The 20,757-nt window shown below is 67.8% G+C and carries 18 protein-coding genes; 7 read left to right on the forward strand and 11 right to left on the reverse strand.

Features of this window, described 5'->3' with window-relative positions; genetic code table 11:
• Window positions 1-7 precede the first annotated feature (7 nt).
• From hpaD to ACLJRL_RS38705, 4 genes are read right to left on the reverse strand one after another with little or no spacing between them, the layout of a single operon-like run.
• Complete coding sequence (gene hpaD, locus ACLJRL_RS38690) at window positions 8-1,102, reverse strand: 3,4-dihydroxyphenylacetate 2,3-dioxygenase (RefSeq protein WP_410661367.1); 1,095 nt, start codon at window positions 1,100-1,102, stop codon at window positions 8-10.
• A 31-nt stretch (window positions 1,103-1,133) separates the two neighbouring features.
• A complete protein-coding gene (gene hpaE, locus ACLJRL_RS38695; RefSeq protein ID WP_410661368.1) occupies window positions 1,134-2,639 on the reverse strand; it encodes a 5-carboxymethyl-2-hydroxymuconate semialdehyde dehydrogenase in 1,506 nt (501 codons plus the stop codon).
• A 15-nt stretch (window positions 2,640-2,654) separates the two neighbouring features.
• Window positions 2,655-3,326 carry a GntR family transcriptional regulator gene (locus ACLJRL_RS38700; RefSeq protein ID WP_410661369.1) on the reverse strand — a complete coding sequence of 224 codons (672 nt, stop codon included), beginning with the start codon at window positions 3,324-3,326 and terminating at the stop codon, window positions 2,655-2,657.
• A complete protein-coding gene (locus tag ACLJRL_RS38705) occupies window positions 3,308-4,792 on the reverse strand; it encodes a fumarylacetoacetate hydrolase family protein (protein ID WP_410661370.1) in 1,485 nt (494 codons plus the stop codon). The genes ACLJRL_RS38700 and ACLJRL_RS38705 overlap by 19 nt, the downstream gene beginning before the upstream one ends.
• Before the next feature lie 156 nt (window positions 4,793-4,948).
• Here ACLJRL_RS38705 and ACLJRL_RS38710 point away from each other — a divergent pair, with 156 nt between their 5' ends.
• Window positions 4,949-6,322 (forward strand): MFS transporter, encoded by a 1,374-nt coding sequence (locus ACLJRL_RS38710; RefSeq protein ID WP_410661371.1) that lies wholly within the window; start codon window positions 4,949-4,951, stop codon window positions 6,320-6,322.
• 18 nt (window positions 6,323-6,340) lie between these two features.
• Here ACLJRL_RS38710 and ACLJRL_RS38715 read toward each other — a convergent pair whose 3' ends face one another.
• Complete coding sequence (locus ACLJRL_RS38715; protein ID WP_410661372.1) at window positions 6,341-7,042, reverse strand: IclR family transcriptional regulator; 702 nt, start codon at window positions 7,040-7,042, stop codon at window positions 6,341-6,343.
• A 59-nt stretch (window positions 7,043-7,101) separates the two neighbouring features.
• On the opposite strand from ACLJRL_RS38715, the gene ACLJRL_RS38720 reads away from it, so the two are divergent.
• From ACLJRL_RS38720 to ACLJRL_RS38745, 6 genes are all read left to right on the forward strand, one after another.
• Window positions 7,102-7,650, forward strand: a complete 549-nt coding sequence (locus ACLJRL_RS38720; RefSeq protein ID WP_410661373.1) for a flavin reductase family protein — start codon at window positions 7,102-7,104, stop codon at window positions 7,648-7,650.
• 30 nt (window positions 7,651-7,680) lie between these two features.
• On the forward strand, window positions 7,681-9,141 hold the full coding sequence (gene hpaB / locus ACLJRL_RS38725) for a 4-hydroxyphenylacetate 3-monooxygenase, oxygenase component (RefSeq protein ID WP_410661374.1): 1,461 nt from the start codon (window positions 7,681-7,683) through the stop codon (window positions 9,139-9,141).
• Between the two features lie 532 nt (window positions 9,142-9,673).
• Window positions 9,674-10,105: a Fur family transcriptional regulator gene (locus ACLJRL_RS38730; RefSeq protein WP_410661375.1), complete on the forward strand. Its 432-nt coding sequence runs from the start codon at window positions 9,674-9,676 to the stop codon at window positions 10,103-10,105.
• A gap of 32 nt (window positions 10,106-10,137) precedes the next feature.
• Window positions 10,138-12,369, forward strand: a complete 2,232-nt coding sequence (katG, locus tag ACLJRL_RS38735; protein ID WP_410661376.1) for a catalase/peroxidase HPI — start codon at window positions 10,138-10,140, stop codon at window positions 12,367-12,369.
• A 144-nt stretch (window positions 12,370-12,513) separates the two neighbouring features.
• Window positions 12,514-13,269 (forward strand): ZIP family metal transporter, encoded by a 756-nt coding sequence (locus ACLJRL_RS38740; protein ID WP_410661377.1) that lies wholly within the window; start codon window positions 12,514-12,516, stop codon window positions 13,267-13,269.
• Window positions 13,270-13,423: 154 nt separating this feature from the next.
• Window positions 13,424-13,615, forward strand: coding sequence for a hypothetical protein (locus tag ACLJRL_RS38745; protein WP_410661378.1), 192 nt, complete (start codon window positions 13,424-13,426; stop codon window positions 13,613-13,615).
• A 28-nt stretch (window positions 13,616-13,643) separates the two neighbouring features.
• Here ACLJRL_RS38745 and ACLJRL_RS38750 read toward each other — a convergent pair whose 3' ends face one another.
• From ACLJRL_RS38750 to ACLJRL_RS38775, 6 genes are all read right to left on the reverse strand, one after another.
• Window positions 13,644-15,128 carry an alpha/beta fold hydrolase gene (locus ACLJRL_RS38750; RefSeq protein ID WP_410661379.1) on the reverse strand — a complete coding sequence of 495 codons (1,485 nt, stop codon included), beginning with the start codon at window positions 15,126-15,128 and terminating at the stop codon, window positions 13,644-13,646.
• Between the two features lie 101 nt (window positions 15,129-15,229).
• Window positions 15,230-15,727, reverse strand: a complete 498-nt coding sequence (locus tag ACLJRL_RS38755) for an ester cyclase (RefSeq protein WP_410661380.1) — start codon at window positions 15,725-15,727, stop codon at window positions 15,230-15,232.
• A 9-nt stretch (window positions 15,728-15,736) separates the two neighbouring features.
• Window positions 15,737-16,759 (reverse strand): TolB family protein, encoded by a 1,023-nt coding sequence (locus ACLJRL_RS38760; protein WP_410661381.1) that lies wholly within the window; start codon window positions 16,757-16,759, stop codon window positions 15,737-15,739.
• 77 nt (window positions 16,760-16,836) lie between these two features.
• A complete protein-coding gene (locus tag ACLJRL_RS38765) occupies window positions 16,837-18,411 on the reverse strand; it encodes a discoidin domain-containing protein (RefSeq protein ID WP_410661382.1) in 1,575 nt (524 codons plus the stop codon).
• A gap of 149 nt (window positions 18,412-18,560) precedes the next feature.
• The gene (locus ACLJRL_RS38770) at window positions 18,561-19,433 is read right to left on the reverse strand and encodes a hypothetical protein (protein WP_410661383.1); all 873 of its coding nucleotides are present in this window, start codon (window positions 19,431-19,433) and stop codon (window positions 18,561-18,563) included.
• A gap of 149 nt (window positions 19,434-19,582) precedes the next feature.
• Window positions 19,583-20,611, reverse strand: a complete 1,029-nt coding sequence (locus ACLJRL_RS38775; RefSeq protein WP_410661384.1) for a hypothetical protein — start codon at window positions 20,609-20,611, stop codon at window positions 19,583-19,585.
• Window positions 20,612-20,757 lie beyond the last annotated feature (146 nt).

Below are 20,757 nucleotides of genomic sequence, written 5' to 3' on the forward strand. Positions count from 1 at the left end.
CCCCGCCTCAGAGCTGGTTGCCGAGTTTGTATTCGCCCTGTTTCCAGGCCGGCAGTTCGTCTTCGTCGTCGCCCTTGCGGGTGTAGGAGAAACCGTCGGCGCCGATGGTGACTTCGAGTTCGCTGTCGGCGGTTCTCGCGACGACGGGCTGTGGCTTGCCGTCGAGGTCGAGCACCAGCGACGCGTCGGTGTACCACGACGGGACGACCGGCGTGCCCCACCAGTCACGCCGCTGGTTGTCGTGCACATCCCAGGTGACGACCGGGTTGTCGGGGTCGCCGGTGTAGTAGTCCTGCGTGTAGATCTCCACGCGGTGCCCGTCCGGGTCGCGCAGGTAGAGGTAGAACGCGTTCGAGACGCCGTGCCTGCCGGGACCTCGTTCGATGTGGTCCGACATCCGCAGCGAGCCGAGCTTGTCGCAGATCGAGAGGATGTTGTGCTTCTCGTGCGTGGCGAACGCGACGTGGTGCATCCGCGGGCCGTCGCCGCCGGTCATCGCGGTGTCGTGCACGGTCGGCTTGCGGCGCATCCAAGCCGCGTACGTGGTGCCGTGCTCGTCCTGGATGTCTTCGGTGACGCGGAAAGCGAGGTCCTCCATATGCTTCACCGCGCGCGGCACGTCCGGGGTGACCTGGTTGAAGTGGTCGAGCCGGACGAGCGCGCCGGGGGAGTGGAGGTCGTAGCGCCAGCCGAGCCGCTCGACGTGCTCGACTTCGTGGAAGAACTCGAGCGGGAAGCCGAGCGGGTCCTGCACGCGCACCGAATCGCCGATGCCCTGGGTGAAGCCGTCGGTGCGGCGCTCGATCCGGCAGCCCAGTTCTGTGTAGAATGCGACGGCCTTGTCCAGGTCCTCAGGCGCTCGGACGCGGTACGAGAACGCCGCCACCGCGGCGACCGGGCCTTGGCGCAGCACGAGGTTGTGGTGGATGAACTCGTCGATGGATCGCAGGCTGACCGTGTTCTCGTCCTCTTCGGTCACCGTCAGGCCGAGCACGTCGGCGTAGAACCCGCGGGAGCGCGCCAGGTCGGTCACGACGAGTTCCATGTACGCGCAGCGCAGGATGTCCGGCGGTGGCGAGGACGGCGTGGGGATCGGGGTCATGGCAACATCCTTTGTGGACGAAGGAACGGGGTCAGTCCTTGCCGAAGGCGGGGTTGTGCACCTCGCCGAGGTTGATGTGCACCGCCTGCTGGTCGGTGTAGAAGTCGATCGAGCGGTAGCCGCCCTCGTGTCCCAGCCCGGACGCCTTCACCCCGCCGAAGGGGGTGCGCAGGTCGCGGACGTTGTTCGAGTTGAGCCACACCATCCCGGCCTCGACCGACTGCGCGAAGTTGTGCGCCCGCTTGAGATCGTTCGTCCAGACGTAGGCCGCGAGCCCGTACTTGGTGTTGTTCGCCAGCGCGAGCGCTTCCTCTTCGCCGTCGAACGGCGTGATCGCGACGACCGGGCCGAAGATCTCCTCCTGGAAGATCCGGGCGTCGGGTTTGACGTCGGCGAAGACCGTCGGTGCCACGTAGTTCCCGGTCGGGAAGCCCTCCGGGCGGCCGCCACCCGCGACGAGCCTGCCTTCGGTCTTGCCGATCTCGATGTAGCCCATCACCTTGTCGTAGTGCTCGGGGTGCACCAGCGCGCCGACCTCGGTGGCCGGGTCGCGCGGGTCGCCGACGACGACACGTGCGGCCTGCGCGGCGTAGCGCTCGACGAACTCGTCGTAGATCGCGCGCTCGACCAGGATCCGGCTGCCCGCCGTGCAGCGTTCGCCGTTGAGGGAGAAGACGCCGAAGATCGTCGCGTCGATCGCGGTCTCCAGGTCGGCGTCGGCGAACACGATGGCGGGGGACTTGCCGCCGAGTTCCATCGACAGTCCTTTGAGGAACGGCGCCGCGTTCCCGAAGATGAGGCTGCCGGTGCCGCTCTCACCGGTGAACGAGATCAGCGGGACGTCCGGGTGCTTCACCAGCGCGTCGCCGGCGTCCTCGCCGAAACCGTGGACGAGGTTGAACACGCCTTGGGGCAGCCCGGCTTCCTCGAAGATCCCGGCCCACAGCGACGCCGAAAGCGGGGTGAACTCGGCGGGCTTGAGCACCACGGTGTTCCCGGTCGCCAGCGCCGGGGCGAGCTTCCACGACTCCAGCATGAACGGCGTGTTCCACGGCGTGATCAGCCCGGCGACACCGATCGGCTTGCGGTTGACGTAGTTGATCTGGCGGCCCGGCACCTTGTAGGTGTCGTCGGCCTGCGCGACGATCAGGTCGGCGAAGAACCGGAAGTTCTCCGCGGCCCGGCGCGCCTGGCCCAGCGCCTGCGAGATCGGCAGGCCCGAGTCGAAACTCTCCAGCTCCGCCAGCCGCTCGTTCCGTGACTCGACGAGGTCGGCGATCCGGTTCAGCACCCTGGACCGCTCCCGCGGCAGCATCTTCGGCCACGGCCCGTCGGTGAACGCCCGGCGCGCGGCGACGACGGCGCGGTCGATGTCGGCCTTCTTGCCCGCCGCGGCGCGCACGTACACCTCGTTGGTCACCGGGTCGAGCACGTCGAACGTGGCGCCGTCGGCCGAATCGGTGAGCTCACCGTCGATGTAGTGCCGGATCCGCTCCGGCACCCCGTCCGGGACGGTCCGGGGAGTGGTCGTCGTCAAGGAAGTCCTCCTCAGTCAGGGGTTCGCGCGGTCCCGAGCGTCCAAAAAGGCCTGCATGGTGGCCCAGCGGTGATTGCGCGCGGCGAATTCGATTTCGAGTGGGTCGGCCTTCTCGGAGATCAGCCGGAGGATTTCTTCGTGCTCTTCGACCGACCTGCTCGCCCGGTCGGGGACGAAGGCGAACGTGGAGTCGCGCAGGCCCGAAAGCCTCGTCCAGCCCTGGTGCACGAGCTCCAGGATCTGCGGGTTGGGGCAGCACTCGAACAGCAGCGAGTGGAACCGCTGGTTCAGCGTGGTGAACTCGTGGGCGTCGAAGTGGCTCAGCAGGTCGATCATGCGCCCGTTGACCGCGCGGGCCCGCTCGATGTCCTGGTCCGTCAGCCGCGGCGCGGACAACGCGGTGGCCACACCTTCGACGACGCCGAGCGTCTGCATCGCGTGGACGTACTCGTTCTGGTCCACCATGGCCACGCGCGCGCCGACGTTGCGTTCGAAGGTGACGAGCCGCTCGGCCTCCAGCCGCCGGATCGCCTCGCGCACCGGGACCACGCTCATGTCGAGCGCGCCGGCGATCTCGGCGAGGACGAGCCGGTAGCCCGGGCCGTACTCGTGCCGGGCGATCTTCTCTCGCAGCCACGCGTAGGCGAGTTCGGACTTGCTTGCGGTCTTCACCGTTTCTTCTGCCATGCCTCATACCTTTCCCGCCAGAGGGCGTTCAGCGGGAACAGCCCCTCGATCGGGCGGCCCTGGCCGATCTGCTCGGCGATCCAGGCGTCCTCGTCTTCCTGGACGAGTGCCGCGGTGGCGACCTCGTCGGCGAGGGCCGGCGGGATGACGAGCACGCCGTCGTCGTCGCCGACGATGATGTCGCCGGGCAGCACGGTGGCTCCACCGCAGGCGACCGCGACGTCGGAGTCCCACGGCACGTGTTTACGGCCGAGGACCGCCGGATGCGGGCCTTGCGAGAACACCGGAAGCCCGGTCTCGGCCACGGCGCCGGAGTCGCGGATCCCGCCGTCGGTCACCACTCCGGCCGCGCCGAGATGCCGCGCCCGCAACGCGAGGATGTCCCCGAGTGTTCCGGAACCCGCGTCGCCACGGGCCTCGATGACGATCACCTCGCCCGGGCCGACGGAGTCGAAGACGCGCTTCTGCGCGTTGTAGCCGCCGCCGTGGCTCTTGAACAGGTCCTCGCGGTTCGGGACGAAACGCAGGGTCCGCGCGGTCCCGACGATCTTCGTACCCGGCAGGTTGGGGCGCACGCCGTCGATCGCGACGTTGTTCAGGCCACGCTTGCGCAGCTGGGCGGACAGCGCGGCGACCGGCGCGCGCTCCAGCTTTTCGCGCAGTTCCTCGGCGAGCGCGGGAGGCTTTTCGGTGACCTCACCGGTTTTCGGTGTGCCCCACGCTTCGGCGCGCTGCTTGTCGTCGACCTCGGGCAGGCCGCCGATGTCGGAGAACGCCCGGATTCCCTGCGAGATCGTCGTGTGGAGCCGTCCGCTGCTCGCCGACGTGCCGGGAGCGTCCACTTCGACCACGACGACGTCGCCGGGGGAGACCACGGTCGAGCCGGCGGGGGTGCCGGTGAGGATGACGTCGCCGGGTTCGAGCGTGAAGTGCTGGGAGAGGTCGGAAACGAACTGCCGCAGCGGGAACAGCAGGCCGGCCGTGGTGTCCTCCTGTACCAGGTCCCCGTTGACCCAGGTGCGCACGCGCAGCGCGGCGGGGTCGATGTCGCGCGCGTCGATCAGCCCGGGGCCGAGCGGGGTGAAGCCGTCACCGCCCTTGGACCGGACGTTGGAGCCTTTGTCCGCCGCGCGGAGGTCATAGAGGCCGAAGTCGTTGGCGGCGGTGACGGCGGCGACGTGATCCCACGCCTTCTCCGGCTTGACCCAGCGGGCCGTGGTGCCGATGACCAGCGCTATCTCGCCCTCGAACGCCAGCAGTTCGGTACCGGCGGGCCGTTCGACCGTGCCACCGGACGACCCGAGCGAGCTCGGCGGCTTGAAGAAGTACGACGGGTTCGCCGGCCGCCGCCCGCGCTGCTCGGCCCGGGACGCGTAGCTGAGATGGACGGCGATGATCTTGCCCGGTCGTGCCCCCAGGGGACCGGACCGATGATCCGCCGGCGACGTTGCCTCGTAGATGTCCATGCCTTCCCGCTCCACTCGACCCTTGCTTCGTATCTAATAACGTATATGATCCTGTGCCACAGTGGCAAGGCGGTCACCGAGTGGCCTTCGCCTCGCCCCAGGGGATCCAGCGGGCCGCCACTCGCGTCAGGCCTAGGACAAAGGAGTCCACACGTGATGTCGAATCCAGCGCAAGGTGAGGTCACCCCCGGCCGGACCGGCCCCAGGTCCGCCGAACAGCGGCGGGTGGCGTTCGCGACCGTCGTCGGGACGACTGTCGAGTGGTACGACTTCTTCGTCTACGCGTCCGCGGCCGGACTCGTCTTCGGCAAGTTGTTCTTCTCCGGTCTCGGGGCGAACAGCACGCTGGTCTCCTTCGCGACCGTGGGCGTGAGCTTCCTGTTCCGCCCGCTCGGCGCCTTCCTCGCCGGGCACTTCGGCGACAAGTACGGGCGCCGGGTGGTCCTCGTCCTCACCCTGATCCTGATGGGCGCCGCGACGACGTTGATCGGCGTGCTGCCGACGTTCGGCCAGATCGGCGTCCTGGCGCCGGTCCTGCTGATCCTGTTGCGGATCCTGCAGGGTGTGTCGGCGGGCGGGGAATGGGGCGGTGCCGTGCTGATGGCCGTCGAGCACGCGCCCCGGGAACGCCGGGGTCTCTTCGGTGCCTCACCGCAGATCGGCGTGCCGCTCGGTCTGCTGCTGGCTTCCGGTGTCCTGGCCCTGACCAGCCTGCTCGTCCCCGGCGACGCGTTCCTCGACTGGGGCTGGCGGATCCCGTTCCTGCTCAGCGTCGGGCTGATCGCGGTCGGCCACTACGTGCGGCGCCGCGTCGAGGAAAGCCCGGTGTTCAAGGAGATCGCGGAACGCCGCGAGCAGACCCGGACCCCGATCGTTCAGTTGTTCCGCAAGCACTCGCTGCTCGTCCTGGTGGCCGCGCTGGTGTTCGCGGGCAACAACGCCGTCGGCTACATGACCACCGGTGGCTACATCCAGAACTACGCGACCAACCCGAAGGGCCCGATCGGCCTCGAACGCGGTCCGGTGCTGTGGGCGGTGACCGCGTCGGCGGCGACCTGGCTGCTGTCGACCTGGGCGGCGGGGGCGGTGTCCGACCGGATCGGCAGGCGGCGCACCTACGTGCTGGGCTGGATCGCCCAGTTCGCCGGCGTCGCCGTCCTCTTCCCGTTGGTGGACACCGGAAAGATCGTCTTCCTCGCGCTGGGCCTGATCATTCTCAGTGTCGGGCTCGGCTTCACCTACGGCCAGCAGGCGGCCTTCTACGCGGAACTCTTCCCCGCGTCGATCCGGTTCTCGGGTGTTTCGATTTCCTACGCGCTCGGCGCGATCCTCGGCGGCGCGTTCGCTCCGACCATCGCCACCGCACTGGTCGCGGCTACCGGAACGTCCTTGTCGGTCGCCGTCTACCTGGGCGGGATGACGGTCATCGGGTTCCTCGCGACGCTGCTGCTGCGGGACCGGTCGGGGATTCCGCTCGGACCCGATCACGAAGCCGAGCAGGCGGTGAGCCCGCTCCGGTTCGCGAAGTAGTTCCGGAGTCCGTGACGCTCAGCCTCCGAGAGCGTCACGGACGGCCTTTGCCGCCGCCCTGAGCCGTTCCGCCAGTTCCGCCGGGCCGTGCGCACTCGACAGATAGACCACGGCGAGCGCCGCCGGGCTGTGCCCGCGCAGGGGGAGCGGGACGGCGACTGAACTGAGGTTCTCGATCACTTCACCGTGGCTGTCCGCGTATCCGCGAGCAGTCACTTCACGGACTTCTTTCGTGACCCCTTCCGGCCATTCTTCGGCCGGCAACTGGGAAAGCACCGCGCGGCCCGGAGCGCCGGCGGTGAACGGATGCCTGGACCCCGGGCGCTGCGCGACCGACGCGATGGCGTGCCGGGGTTCCACGCTGACCAGGGTCACGCACTCTTCGCGGTCCAGCACCGCCACGAAACACGTCATGCCGAGTTCGTTCGCGACGGCGGTCAGTTCGGGCAGCGCGGCGGCCTGAAGGTCGTGGGCGATCCCCGCGGCGAGCGCGGCCAGCCGCGCGCCGAGCTCGATCCGGCCGGCGGCGTCGCGCGTGACCAGCCCGTGGTCCTCGAGAGTGCGGATGAGCCGGTAGGCGATCGACCGATGCACACCGAGCCGTTCGGCGATCCGGTCGACGGTCAGCGCTTCTTGCGCGTCGGCAAGGACTTCCAGTACCTGGATGCCGCGGCTGAGCGTTTGGGACGCCGCCGGACCCTTGCGTGACTCCGAAACCATCGTATACGATCCATTTCGATAGTTGAACTGGCTGTTCGATTATAGAACAGGAACAGACGATGATGTCACGCGAAACCAGTTTCCTGCCCGGTTCGAGCCTCTACCGGCCACCGGCGCAGTTCTTCCGCGGCTGTCTCGGCCGGTTCGCCACGGGCGTCGCGGTGGTGACCTTCGATGCCACCACGGCCGAAGGAACCGTGAAGCGACATGGGCTGACGGTGAACTCCTTCACCGCGGTCTCGATGGACCCGCCACTCGTGCTGGTTTCGATCCAGCGCACGGTGAAGAGCCACGACCTCCTTGAAGGGTGCTCGTTCGCGGTGAACGTCCTCGGCGCGGAACAGCAGGCGCTGGCGATGAACTTCGCCGGGCGGACGACTCCCGAAGGTGCGCCGGTGTGGGTCGAAGGCGGCCACGCGCCGCGGCTCGGCGGCGTTCTGAGCTGGTTCGACTGCACGCCGTGGGCCGCCTACGACGGCGGCGACCACACCCTGTTCCTCGGCGAGGTGCAGGAGTTCGACTACCGCGCGGGTGACGCGCTCGGCTTCGTCGACGGGCAGTTCTCGACGATCCGGGAATCCACCCAAGGCCACGAATCCCTGTTCTGACACCGACGTCCACATGAAAGGGAGCACGACATGGGAGCCCGCACCGGACAGCAGTACCTCGACAAGCTCAACGCGATGACGCCGGAGCTGTACGTCGACGGTGAGAAGGTGACCTCGAAGGTCGCCGAGCACCCGGCGTTCCGCAACAACGCGCTGACCTACGCGAAGCTGTTCGACCTGCAGCACGACCCGGCGCACCGCGACGTGCTGACCTACGAGTCTCCGACGACCGGCGATCGCGTCGCCACGTCGTTCCTGGTGCCGCGCACGGAAGAGGACCTCAAGCGCCGTCGTGCCGCGTTCTCCGCGTGGGCCCGGTACTCCAACGGTTTCCTCGGGCGCACCGGCGACTACATGAACTCGTCGCTCACCGCGCTTTCGTCCGCGAAGAAGTTCTTCTCCCAGGCGGATCCCGTCTTCGGCGAGCGGATCGAGAAGTACTACGAAATAGCGCGGGAGAACGACTTGCTCGCGACGCACACCCTGATCCCGCCGCAGGTCAACCGTTCCGTGTCCGGAAGCCAGCAGGGCGGCGGCAACCTCTCGGCCAAAGTCATCGAAGAGCGGGAAGACGGCATCGTCGTCCGCGGCGCCCGCATGCTCGCCACGATCGCGCCGATCGCCGACGAACTCCTGGTGTTCCCGTCGACGGTCCTGCGAGGTACTCCGGAAGACGCCCCGTACTCGTACGCTTTCGCCGTCCCGAACGACGCGCCCGGCCTGAAGTACTTCTGCCGCGCCGGTCTCGACCACGGGCGCTCACACTTCGACGAGCCGCTCGCCTCGCGGTTCGAAGAGATGGACGCGGTCGTGGTGTTCGACGACGTGTTCATCCCGAACGAGCGAGTCTTCCTGCTGGGACACCCGGAACTGTGCAACGCCTGGTACGCCGAGACCGGCGCGGGCGCGCTGATGACCCACCAGGTCGTCACCCGCACACTGGCCAAGACGGAGTTCTATCTCGGCCTCGCCAGTGAGATCGCCGCCGCGATCGGGATCGGCGGGTTCCAGCACATCCAGCAGGACCTGTCGGAGCTGATCTCCTACGTCGAACTGGAGAAGGCCGTCTTGCGCGCGGCCGAGGCCGACGGCTCGGTGAGCGAGGACGGCGTCTTCCTGCCCAAATGGGAAGTGCTCAACGCCGCCCGGAACTGGTACCCCACCCAGGTTTCCCCGCGGCTGACCGAGATCATCCGCAAGTTCTCGGCGTCCGGCCTGATGGCACTGCCCGGCGAGGCGGACTTCGAGACCGACGGCCGGCCCGACCTCGACACCTACCTCCAGTCGGCCACGCTGTCCGCGAAGGAGCGCGCGCGGCTGTTCAAGCTGGCGCTCGACGCGTCGGTGTCCGGTTTCGCCGGGCGGGAGTCGCTGTACGAGTACTTCTTCTTCGGCGACCCGGTGCGGATGGCCGGCGCCCAGGTGAAGGCCTACCCGACGGAGGCGCTGCAAGAGCGGGTGCGGGAACTCCTGGGGCGGGAGGGCCACTAGATGGGTGATTCCGTGAAGTTGGTGTGATCGGACTGGGGTTTGCGGCTTCGGTGACCTGCCCTTGACCTTTGAGGTGCCCGTCTGGGAACCAGGTAGGTGCGTGAGGGCCACCCTCAGGGACTCAGAGTCCCTGAGGGTGGCCCTCACGCGCTTCGGAATATGGACAAAGGGTAGTCAATCGGGCATTTCGCGCGACTGGTGTCCTTTGTGGATGGTCGGAGGAGAGTGAGGTCGCTACCGTTCAAGTTCTCGGCACGCTCGGAGCAGGGGTCTTCATGGGTCCACACTTCACACGATCTTCACGGAATCACTCATCTAGGGCTGGTGGCCGCCGCGTTGCCGCGGCCGAAACCCCGTGACTGTGTGGATTTTGGGACGTCAGATGTCCCAAAATCCACACAGTCTCTCGTCACGACCCTGTGACCCTGGCCTCTCGCGGCCGGCCGGACCAGGCCTCTCGTCCCCAGTGGCCAGGACACGCCCGGGTGACCCTTGACTTGATTCATTCCAGAAAATGGTCCAGACTGCGGTCGTGCCCACGACTCCGGACTTCGAGCGAATGCTGCGCGGGGCGTCCCTCCGCGTGACGCGTCCTCGGCTGGCCGTGCTGACCGCGGTACGCGACCACCCGCACGCCGACACCGACTCGATCATCGGTGCCGTGCGTACGGTGCTCGGAGAGGTTTCCCACCAAGCCATCTACGACGTGTTGCGGGCACTGACCACCGCGGGCCTCGTCCGGCGAATCCAGCCGGCCGGGTCCGTAGCACGCTATGAGTCCCGGGTCGGGGACAACCACCACCACGTTGTGTGTCGATCATGTGGTGTCATCGCCGACGTCGACTGCGCCGTCGGTCCCGCCCCCTGTTTGAGCGCGTCGGAAGACCACGGTTTCGTGATCGAAGAGGCCGAAGTCATCTACTGGGGCCTGTGCCCCGACTGCGCGACCGAACCCCGTTCCTGAGCACTGCCGAAGTTTCTCCCGGAAGGATTCCCGTGTCTGACAGCCCTGACGCCGTCGTTGGCGAAATGAACGAAGAGAGCGCGGGCGGGTGCCCTGTCTCGGCCGGGCGCCTCAACCACCCCACCGAAGGCGCGGACAACCGTGACTGGTGGCCGAACCAGCTCAACCTGAAGATTCTCCGGAAGCACCCCGCCGTGGCCGACCCCATGGGCGAGGGCTTCGACTACTCCGCCGAGTTCAAGACCGTCGACCTCGACGCGCTCGCCGCGGACGTCGACGCCGTCCTGACGACCTCGCAGGAGTGGTGGCCGGCGGACTTCGGCCACTACGGCGGCCTCATGATCCGCATGGCGTGGCACAGCGCGGGCACCTATCGCATCGAGGACGGCCGCGGTGGCGCGGGCGCCGGCATGCAGCGTTTCGCCCCGCTCAACAGCTGGCCGGACAACGGCAACCTGGACAAGGCCCGCCGCCTGCTGTGGCCGGTCAAGCAGAAGTACGGCCGCAAGATCTCGTGGGCCGACCTGATGATCTTCACCGGCAACCGCGCGCTGGAGACCATGGGCTTCAAGACCTTCGGCTTCGCCGGTGGCCGCGCCGACGTCTGGGAGCCGGACGAGGACGTGTACTGGGGTCCCGAGCGCACCTGGCTCGGCGACGAGCGCTACACCGGTGACCGCGAGCTCGAAGGCCCGCTGGCCGCCGTGCAGATGGGTCTCATCTACGTGAACCCGGAAGGCCCGAACGGCAACCCGGACCCGCTGGCCGCCGCCCGCGACATCCGCGAGACCTTCCGCCGTATGGCGATGAACGACGAGGAGACCGTCGCGCTGATCGCCGGCGGCCACACCTTCGGCAAGACCCACGGTGCGGCCGACCCCGACGAGTACGTCGGTGCCGAGCCCGAAGGCGCCTCGATCGAGGAGCAGTCCCTGGGCTGGAAGAACTCCTTCGGCAGCGGCAAGGGCCGGGACGCGATCACCAGTGGCCTCGAGGTCACCTGGACCGCCACGCCGACCCAGTGGAGCCACGGTTTCTTCCAGAACCTGTTCGGCTTCGAGTGGGAGCTGACCAAGAGCCCGGCGGGTGCCCACCAGTGGCAGCCCAAGGACGGCGCCGGCGCGAACACCGTGCCCGACCCCGAATCCGGTGAGCTCAAGCGCCCGCCGACGATGCTCACCACGGACCTCGCGCTGCGGTTCGACCCGGTGTACGAGCAGATCTCGCGCCGGTTCCTGGACAACCCGGACCAGTTCGCGGACGCCTTCGCCCGCGCCTGGTACAAGCTGACCCACCGCGACATGGGCCCGATCCAGCGTTACCTCGGACCGCTGGTCCCGCAGGAGACGCTGATCTGGCAGGACCCGGTTCCGGCCGTCGACCACGAACTGATCGACGACGCGGACATCGCCTCCCTCAAGGAGAAGCTGCTCGCTTCGGGCCTTTCGGTCTCCCAGCTGGTCTCGACCGCGTGGGCGTCGGCCTCGACGTTCCGCGGCAGTGACAAGCGCGGTGGCGCGAACGGTGCCCGCATCCGCCTCGAGCCGCAGCGCGACTGGGAGGTCAACGACCCGCAGACGCTGGCTCAGGTGCTGCGGACCCTGGAAAATGTCCAGGAGTCGTTCAACAGCGCCCAGACCGGCGGCAAGAAGGTCTCGCTGGCCGACCTGATCGTGCTGGGCGGCGTCGCGGCCGTCGAGCGGGCGGCCAAGGACGGCGGCCACGAGGTCACCGTGCCGTTCACGCCGGGCCGCACTGACGCTTCGCAGGAGCAGACCGACGTCGAGTCGTTCGCCGCGCTGGAGCCGGCCATCGACGGCTTCCGCAACCACCGCGGCAAGGGCCACCGTCTTCCGGCCGAGTACCTGCTCATCGACCGCGCGAACCTGCTGAACCTGAGCGCGCCCGAGCTGACCGTGCTCATCGGCGGTCTGCGTGTCCTGGGCGCCAACACCCAGGGGTCGAAGCTGGGCGTGTTCACCGACAAGCCGGGGTCCCTGACCAACGACTTCTTCGTGAACCTGCTCGACATGGGCGTGAAGTGGACCGCGACGGCCGCCGACGCGGAGACGTTCGAGGGCCGCGACTCGACCGGTGCGGTCAAGTGGACCGGCAGCCGGAACGACCTGGTGTTCGGTTCGAACTCCGAGCTTCGCGCGGTGGCGGAGGTCTACGCCAGCGACGACGCGAAGGAGAAGTTCGTCCGTGACTTCGTCGCCGCGTTCGACAAGGTGATGAACCTCGACCGGTACGACGTCGTCTGACCCGTTCCAGCCTGTTCGACCTGAACGTCCGGGCCTGTCGCTTTTCGCGGCGGGCCCGGACGTTTTCGTCGTGCGGCCGGCGGGCGACCGGGGCCGCTGTCGGACAGACTGAGGGTCGGAAAGACTGAGGAGGCGACAGGACGCGTGTGGGAACTGCTCGCGGCCGGAGGCTGGGGCCTGGTGGGCGGCTCCGCGTTGCTGCTCGGCGCGTCGATCGGCTATCTGGTCCGGATCCGGACCAAGGTCGTGGCCAGTGTGATGGCCTTCGGCAGCGGCGTGCTGATCTCGGCCGTCTCGTTCGAACTGATCGGCGAGGCCCACGAACGGGGCGGTTTCCTCCCGACCGCTCTGGGGGCACTGGGCGGCGCCCTGATCTACACCCTCGCCAACATCGCGCTGGCCCGCCGCGGCGCCCGGCATCGCAAACGTTCGGGCGGTCAGCAGCCTTCCGAAGCGGACCAGGCCGGTTCCGGTACGGCGATCGCCCTCGGCGCGCTCCTGGACGGAATCCCCGAATCCATCGTGATCGGCACCAGCCTGCTCGGCGGGGGAGGCGTCAGTGTCGTGACCGTGGCGGCTGTCTTCATCAGCAACGTCCCCGAAGGCCTGTCCAGCGCCTCGGGAATGAAGCGAGCGGGCCGCGGCCCTCGCTACGTGTTCACGCTGTGGAGTGGGATCGCCGCGCTCAGTGGTCTGGCTGCCCTGCTCGGCTACGGTCTGCTCGGCGACGCCTCGGGCGTGGTCCTCGCCGCGATCACCGCGCTGGCCGGCGGGGCGATCCTCGCCATGATCGCCGACACGATGATCCCGGAGGCGTTCGACGACGCGCATCTGTGGACCGGCCTGATCACCGTCGCCGGCTTCCTCACGGCGTTCGGCCTTTCGCGTCTCGGCGGCTGACCCGAGGGTGAGCCCGAACGGATGAACGCCGGCCGCGCCGATGGCGTAGTCGAAAAGCACGAGCCCGGAATGACGGATAGCACTGGAGGAAGACGCTCCGGTGACGGACTATTTCGCTGCCGAGGAAACACTGAACGTCCCGGGAGTGAGTCGCATGAAGACCGAAATCACCGACACCGTCCGTCTGCTCTTCACCGGCCGCGGAATCGACACCGCCAAGGCCGGCAGCGAGATCGATCTCGTGATCGACCGGTTCGACAACTGGACGAACAGAGCCAGGGGAGACGCGTTCGGATGCTTCACCGGCGCCTGCTGCGTCGGCCCGCCCCTGGCCGAAGCCCGCTGAGTTCACCGAGCCGGCCGGCCTCGGTTCCTCACCCGGCGACTCCCGGCGACGGAATCGGCTTGCCCGCGCAGGAATCGTCGCTCGTCTTGCCGGTGGAGAAGAACTCGACCGCCTTGCTCGCGCAGGGCAGCGACGACAGCGAACCGTGATGATCGTCTTCGATGGTGAGCAGGGCCCCGCCGATCCGTTCGCGCATGGCCAGTGCCCAGCCGATCGGCGTCACCGGCTCGTACACGTGCCCGGCCAGTTGCAGCGGGCTCGTTCCCTTGGTGAATTTCCACGGCTGGACCGGTAGGTCCCAGCCCGCGCACCGGCCGTCCCAGAACCCGGGGGAGGCGACGGCCGGGTACGCGCGGATACGTTCGGTGCGGCGCTTCCAGATGGTCTCGAAGTCACGGGGACCCTCGGAGGCGTTGCACAGGACCGCCGTCTGCTGGAAGGTGTTCTGCCCCTGTGGGGTCACGTCCCAGCCGAAGCCGGCCCGCGATCCCTTGGCAGGCGCGGCGGCGGGTGTTCCGCCGTCTCGCAGGGCCGCGAGCGCCTTGGCGGAGTTCGCCCCTTCGCGCCGCGGTCCGGCGAAGTAGCCCTTCACCGTCTCGCCGTCGACTTTCACGCCGTTCACGGTCCGGGGATGCGCGGTCAGTTCGTCGCGGAGTTTCAGCAGCGCTTCGAGGACCGCGGGCTGGGTGACGCCGAAGTGGTAGACGCCGTCGTAGCGGGCGATCCAGGCGGCGAACTCGTGGGCGGTGACCTCGCCCGCCGCGATCATCGCGTCGTCCATGGCACCCATGTCGAAGGTCGGTGACATGACCGAGTCCAGCAGCATCCGGTCGACGCGGCCGTCGAACAGGGTGCGGTAGGCGGTGCCGAGCGCGGTTCCCCAGGAGACGCCGTAGAAGCCGATCTTCTCCTCGCCGAGTGCCTCCCGGATCCGGTCCATGTCCCTGGCGACGTTGTCCGTGGTCAGGTTGCGGACGAACTCGGGGTCGGCCGCGACGCAGCGCCGGTTGACTTTCGCGTCCCGTTCGAACACGAACCGCGCTTTTTCCTTGTCCGGCAAGGAAGACGGCGGTTCGGCGTCGTCGCCCGGCCGCGGCGGGCAGGCGACGTCGGCGCTGTAGTCGACCCCGCGGGGATCGAACCCGATCAGGTCGTGGTCGACGCCGATCCCGGCGGCCTGGCTGTCCGTGAGCCACCGCGGCTCGTGGATACCGGCCTGCCCAGGGCCGCCGGGGTTCAGCAACACCACGCCCTTCCGCTTGGCCGGGTCGGTCGCCTTCTGCCGCGAGATCGCGATGTCGATCTTGCGCCCGTCGGGGTGCGCGTAGTCGACCGGAACGGTCACCATGGCGCATTCGGTGCGCTGATCGTCCGCGGGGAGCCAGCCCTTGGCGACGTCCTTGCAGAGTTTCCAGTCCAGCGGCGGGGCTGCGGACGCCGAGGCGAGCACCGGGGTTCCCAGTGCGGCCATCGTCGTCACGAGCAGCACGGTCGCCACCCGGTTGCGGGGCATGGGCGTTTCTCCAAGGCTCGTCGGCGGAGGTCCCCGTCAGCCTCTCCGTCAGCCCCGGCCGGTCACATCGGCCGATCGGCCGATGATCACCGGCCGTTGGTTCAGGCTTCGCCCGCCGCGAGCATGCTCAGCAGTTCGGCGTGCCCGGCCTGGGTGATCAGGCTGGCGGCGTCGAAGTAGATGCGCTCGTTGGTGATCCGGTCGTCGTCGAAGAAGAACACCGCGATGATCGGCACGCGGAACGCCTTGCCGGTGGGCGGGCGGCCGTAGAACTCGCCGAGGTTGGTGCCGAGCAGGTCGAACTCGACGATCACCGCGTCGTCGGCGACGTGGTGACGGACGTTGTCGTGGCGCTGGTCGGGGAAGGCCGTACGGGTCATGCGGTAGTAGCCCATGACCTCCTCGTCGCCGTCGAAGATCTGCCCGGTGGCCATGATCTCGTAGTGCGGATGGCCGTTGAAGGTGCCCAGCGTGCGGTCGAACTCCTGGGTCACCTCGGTGTCCATATGCTCTTCGATGATCTTGAGGCGGCGCTCGCGCAGGTCTTCGCTGATCACGGTGACTCCGGTTTTCGTGGTGGTGGGAACGGTCTCGACCATCCTTACCACCTACGAGACCCGGGTGACCGACGGGGACGAGGCTTGGGCGACGAGCAACCGCGGCGCGCCGGAACCGTCGGCGGGCACGGCCCAGATGTCACCCGGGCCGCCGTTCTCGCCGGGCAGGCCGTACGCGATAGTCCGGTCGTCGAGCCACACCACCTGATCGTCCACACTCCGCGTCTCCGCGAGCGGGGTCTCCTTCATCGTCGCCAGATCGAGGACGTGCTCGCGCCACGGCGCCGCGTCGTCGTCCGAGACGCGTTTCTTGAACGCGAGTTTCGTGCCGTCGGGGGACAACGAGGGGCATTCCGCGTTCTCCCGCAGCGTGTGGGCGCGCCATTCCTGGTTGTCGCCCCGCATGAGGTAGGTGCGTCCGCCGGTCGACACCGTGGCGTAGAAGGTCCGGTTGTCGGCCGCGAAGGTGACACCCCAGTAGTTGACGTCCTCGCCGTGGTGGCGTTCTTCGCCGACGAGCAGCGGGATGTCCTCGATATTGCTGGACAGCTGGTCCTCCCGACGGTCCAAAATGGCCGTCCGGGTCGAGAAGCTGCCTGGCTGCGAATACGAGTCGCCGGTGACGAAGGTGGTCCAGCTGGCCATCCGGCCGTCGGCGGAAAGCTTGGCACGGTTGGGGATTCCCGCGATGTCGACGCGGCTCTTCTCGGTGAGCGAGGCATCGACGGACAGGGCGACGGCGCTCGGCAGCGGGCTCGGCACGCCGGCGAGACAGAGCCCGCCGTCGGCGGCCGCGTAGAACCGGTCGCAGCTCAGCGGGCCGACGCGCCGCGGGCCGTCGGGTGCGGCGAGCGGGACGGAGGCGACCTTCCCATGGTCGGGCCCGGCGGAAATGTTGCGGAACACCAGGCGGCCCGGCTCCCGCAGGTCGACGGTCTTGTCGCGGTCGATGGCGACGTCGGCGGCCTGCCGTCCCGGGTTTTTCTCTTGCGCCTGCACGATGTAGACCGCCGAGGCGGCGACCAGGGCAACCGTCCCGGAAAGCACCACGGCGAGTTTCGTCTTGAGTTTCAACGTGTTTCCTTCCGGACCGGACCTTGGGGGCCGTGCCCGGTGCCGCACCCCGAACGCGCGGCACCGGACGACGGCGGTCAGCGGCAGGTGTAGGGCCCTGCCTTGTCGAGCACCTTTCCGTCGGTGCCGATGATCTCCCAGGAGTAGGACTTCCCGTTGAGCGTCAGCTTCATCACCCCGTGCTTGGCGAAGGACTTCTCGACGCCTTCACGCGGCTTGATCTGGGTGTAGAGGCTGTCACCGCCGATACCGACCACGGCCGAGCGGACGCCGTTGGCTTCGTCGACGCGGCCTGCCGAGTTGAGCGGCTTGAGCCGCTCGTAGTGGTGGTCGTGACCGGAGAAGACCACGTCCGCCTTGGCCTTGACCATCTCGTCCCAGAGCGGGGCGATGCTCTTCAGGTCGCCGTACTGGCCGGAGTTGAAGCGAGGGTGGTGCCAGTAGCCGCCGACACAGGACTTGGTGTTCTTCGCCAGGTCCTGCTTCAGCCACGCCACCTGCTCGCTGCTGATCCCGTCGGTCACCGGGTCCGAATCCAGTGCGACGAAGTGGAAGTCGCCGACGTCGAAGCTGTAGTACGGCTTGCCCTGCGGGGTCGCGATCGCCGCACCGAAGTACTGCTTGTACCCGTTGAGCTTGTCGTACCACTCGTGGTTGCCCGGTGTGGGTTTGGTGATGTTCTTGAACTTGCCCCACGTCTTGTCGTAGAAGTTCCGGAACTCGGTGATGGTGCCGTTGTCGTACTGGTTGTCACCGACGGTCAGGATGTACTGCGGGTTGATCCCGGTGACCAGCGCCGCCGTCTTCTGGTGCTCCGACGGGAACTCGGCCTTGGCGATGTCGCCGGCGACGACGACGGTGATGCCACCGGGTCCGCCTCCAGGCTGGGTGGACGCCTTGATCGCCGTGCTCGCCGCGGACAGGTTGCCCGCGGCGTCCCTGGCCCGCACCGCGTAGCTGAACTCGGTGCCTGACGCCAGAGAGGTGTCGGCGAAGCTCGTCGTCGCGGACTTGCCGACGACGTTCCCGTTGCGCAGTATCTCGTACTCGGTCACGCCGACGTTGTCCGTCGCCGCGTTCCAGCCGAGGGTGACGCTGTCCGAAGTGGACGCCGTCGCCTTGAGCCCGGCGGGCGTCGACGGCGGTTCGATGTCGCCGCCGCCGGTGCGGGAGCCGTGGACCTCCAGCTCCCACAACGAGTATCCGTAGGCGGTGCCGCGGGCGGTGCCGTTGATCCGGACGTGCCGGGCGGAGGCGTTCAGCCCGGTGATCTCGTCCGTGCCGCCGTCGCCGCCGGTGACGGATTTGACGTTCTTCCAGGTCTTTCCGTCGTCGGAGGTCTGTACCTGGTAGGTCTTGGCGTAGGCGGCTTCCCAGAGCAGTTTGACCCTGGTGATCGTCGCGGGGCCGCCGAGGTCGACGGCGATCCACTGTGGATCGGCGGCTTCCGCGCTCGCCCAGCGGGTGGCGGTGTCGCCGTCGACGGCGAGGTTGCCGGAGAACGTGGCGTTCTCCACCGACGACGTGGTGGTGGGTTTGTTGGCGGACAAGAGGGTTTCGGCCTGTGACTCGCTGCCCGAGGCGATCAGGGGCTGGGTCAGCAGGGCGATCGCCGCCACGGCGGCGACCCCCAGGGGGATTCTCCGGTGCATACGCACTCCTCGGCGTGCCTGTATCGACGAAGACCGGCGCTGGGCGGCGTCGTTATGGCCGGGCATCGACTGAAGAGCGATCATTAGTTAAGTAGGTTTCTTAACGAACTGAGCGTATCCGGTGGTAAAGAACCCGTCAAACGTGCAGGTCAGGCGATCCTGAGCCGTCCGCCCGCGGCCTCGTCGTCGGTCCCGTAGAGCAGGCGGTCACACGAGTTCGAGAGGCAGGTCATGGCCTCGATCTTGTGGCCGGGGAAGTCGCCGATCTTCGCTGGAACGGGGGAGAGCTTGATCGAACCGTCGGACTGGAGAACTCCGGCCGCGTAGACCGCCGAGTCGAACGGCCCTTCGTCGCCGGGGTCGGACGCGGACGAGATCAGGACCCGGTTGTCGGCGGTGATCTCGACGTCGGAGGCGTGCCGCACGTCCGTGGCGGGGTACGAGACCCGGAACGGGACCGACTTCGTTTTCTTGAAGGACAATTTCGGCACCGAGAACTCCGCCGAGTACAGCGTCGCCGGCCGCGTGTCCTGACCCCGATCGGCCCAGATCGCGAACAATCGGCCATGCACCTTTTTCAGTGCGAAACCCTCATAATTGTCCTCGGAATCGCCCTTCGGGACCTGGAACCCGCCCAGTACCTTCAAGCGCTTGTCGGTCAGCTTGAGATGGAAGCCTTTTCCGTCGCTGGCCAGTGCGATGTATTCGTTCGCCTTACCCGGGACCCCTTCGACGGCTTCCAGATCGACCGGTAGCTCGCCGGGCCAGGAGATCGGGTCGGACGCGGTGACCTCGCCGTCGTCGAGGCGGACCCGCAGTGCGCGATTCTCGCCGGTCTTCTTGTTGTCCCGGACGACGAGTGCGTCGATCCGGTCGTCGCTCCGGCTCAGCACGGCGACACCGCTGGCGCCCGAGGTCATCCCGGTGCCGATCGATTCCCAGCCGTCGTCGGCCAGTGCGGCGGACGGCTGGAGAAGAGTGGCGGCGAGCGCGGGAAGAATGGCGAGGTAGGTGAATTTCATGCCGACAAGCTAACCGATGAACCGAAGGTGAACAATTGTTGAAGGTGGCTCGATTTGATGCCATGGTCGTCGGCGCGCGACAGCGCTTCCGGCGCGGACCACAAAGAGATCCGCGCCGGAAGCGATGAGGTTATGGCGTCAATCCCGGATCATTTCCCGGATGTCCCGCAGGGAAGGGTTCCGGCGCGCAGGGCGTGGCCGCCTTCGCTCCCGTCATCGGCCCAGATCACCTGTTTGCCGCCTGTCGCGCAGGTCGATTCCGGGGCGATGGCGAAACCTTCGTTGTTGTAGTCCGGCATCCCGCCCGGACGGTCGAACGTGGCGGTCACCGCGAACTTGCCCTGCGCGGAGACGGCGAGGGTGGCCGAGGCACCGCCGCAGTTGTCGTCGCAGACCGCCCACAGCTTACCGGTCGAGGCCTCGAATTCGAGCTCCATGAGGGAGTCGAGCCCGCTCGCGAAGCTCGCCACACGGGTGTATTTCCCGCCCGCCTGGTCCAGCGCGTAGGCATAGATCATGCCGTTGCTCTCGAGACCGGCGAAGTAGAGCCCGCTGCCGTGGCCGGGATAGGTGCCGGGGGAGTACGGCGCCTTGGTGCGCTCGTCGACGAACCCCTTCGCCGTGAGAACACTGTCCGGAATCCACGAGATGGCCTCGAGGCCGTCGTTGGCCGAAACCTTCGGCAGATCCGGGGTCAGATCCCATTCCGCCTTGGCGGTCAGGGATTTCGCCGATCCGGACACGTCGTACCGGAGCACCTTGAGCGCGCTCACCTTGTTCTTGTCGCCGTCGCGTTCGGTGGCCGCGAACACGCCGTCCGGGGTGGCGACCACGGCTTCGGCGTCGGGATCGCCCTTGCCGGTGCGGTAGCGCAGCGCTTTGCCGGAGGACCAGCCGTTCGCGGTGTCGGGCTGCCACTTCGTGCCGTTGCGCACGAGGCGGTAGAGCGTGCCCGGGCCGTTCTTCACCGCCCACAGCACGCTGGGGCTTTCGAAGGACAGGCCGCTGAGGTTGCCGCCGAAGACGTTCGAGCCGTCGGCGTCGGCGATCCCGGAACTGCCCGGCCACGTGGTGCTCACCTCGGTGCTCGCGGTGGCCGTCGTCGTGGGGAGAAGTAGCAGGGCCGCGGCGAGGGTGATCGCTGAGGCGGGGCGGATTCGACGGGTGGATCGGGGCATTCGCGCTCCTTCGGGGCGGACGAAGGTGAACCGCGGCGTGGTCACTCGTTAAGTAAGTTTCCTAACAAAGACACGTTATCGCCAATTTCTCACCAGGGGAAGCAATGGTGAGTGTACAAAATGTGACGTCTTGTCAAGTCGGGTGT

This window comes from Amycolatopsis sp. lyj-112 (assembly GCF_046549055.1).
GTDB lineage: Bacteria > Actinomycetota > Actinomycetes > Mycobacteriales > Pseudonocardiaceae > Amycolatopsis.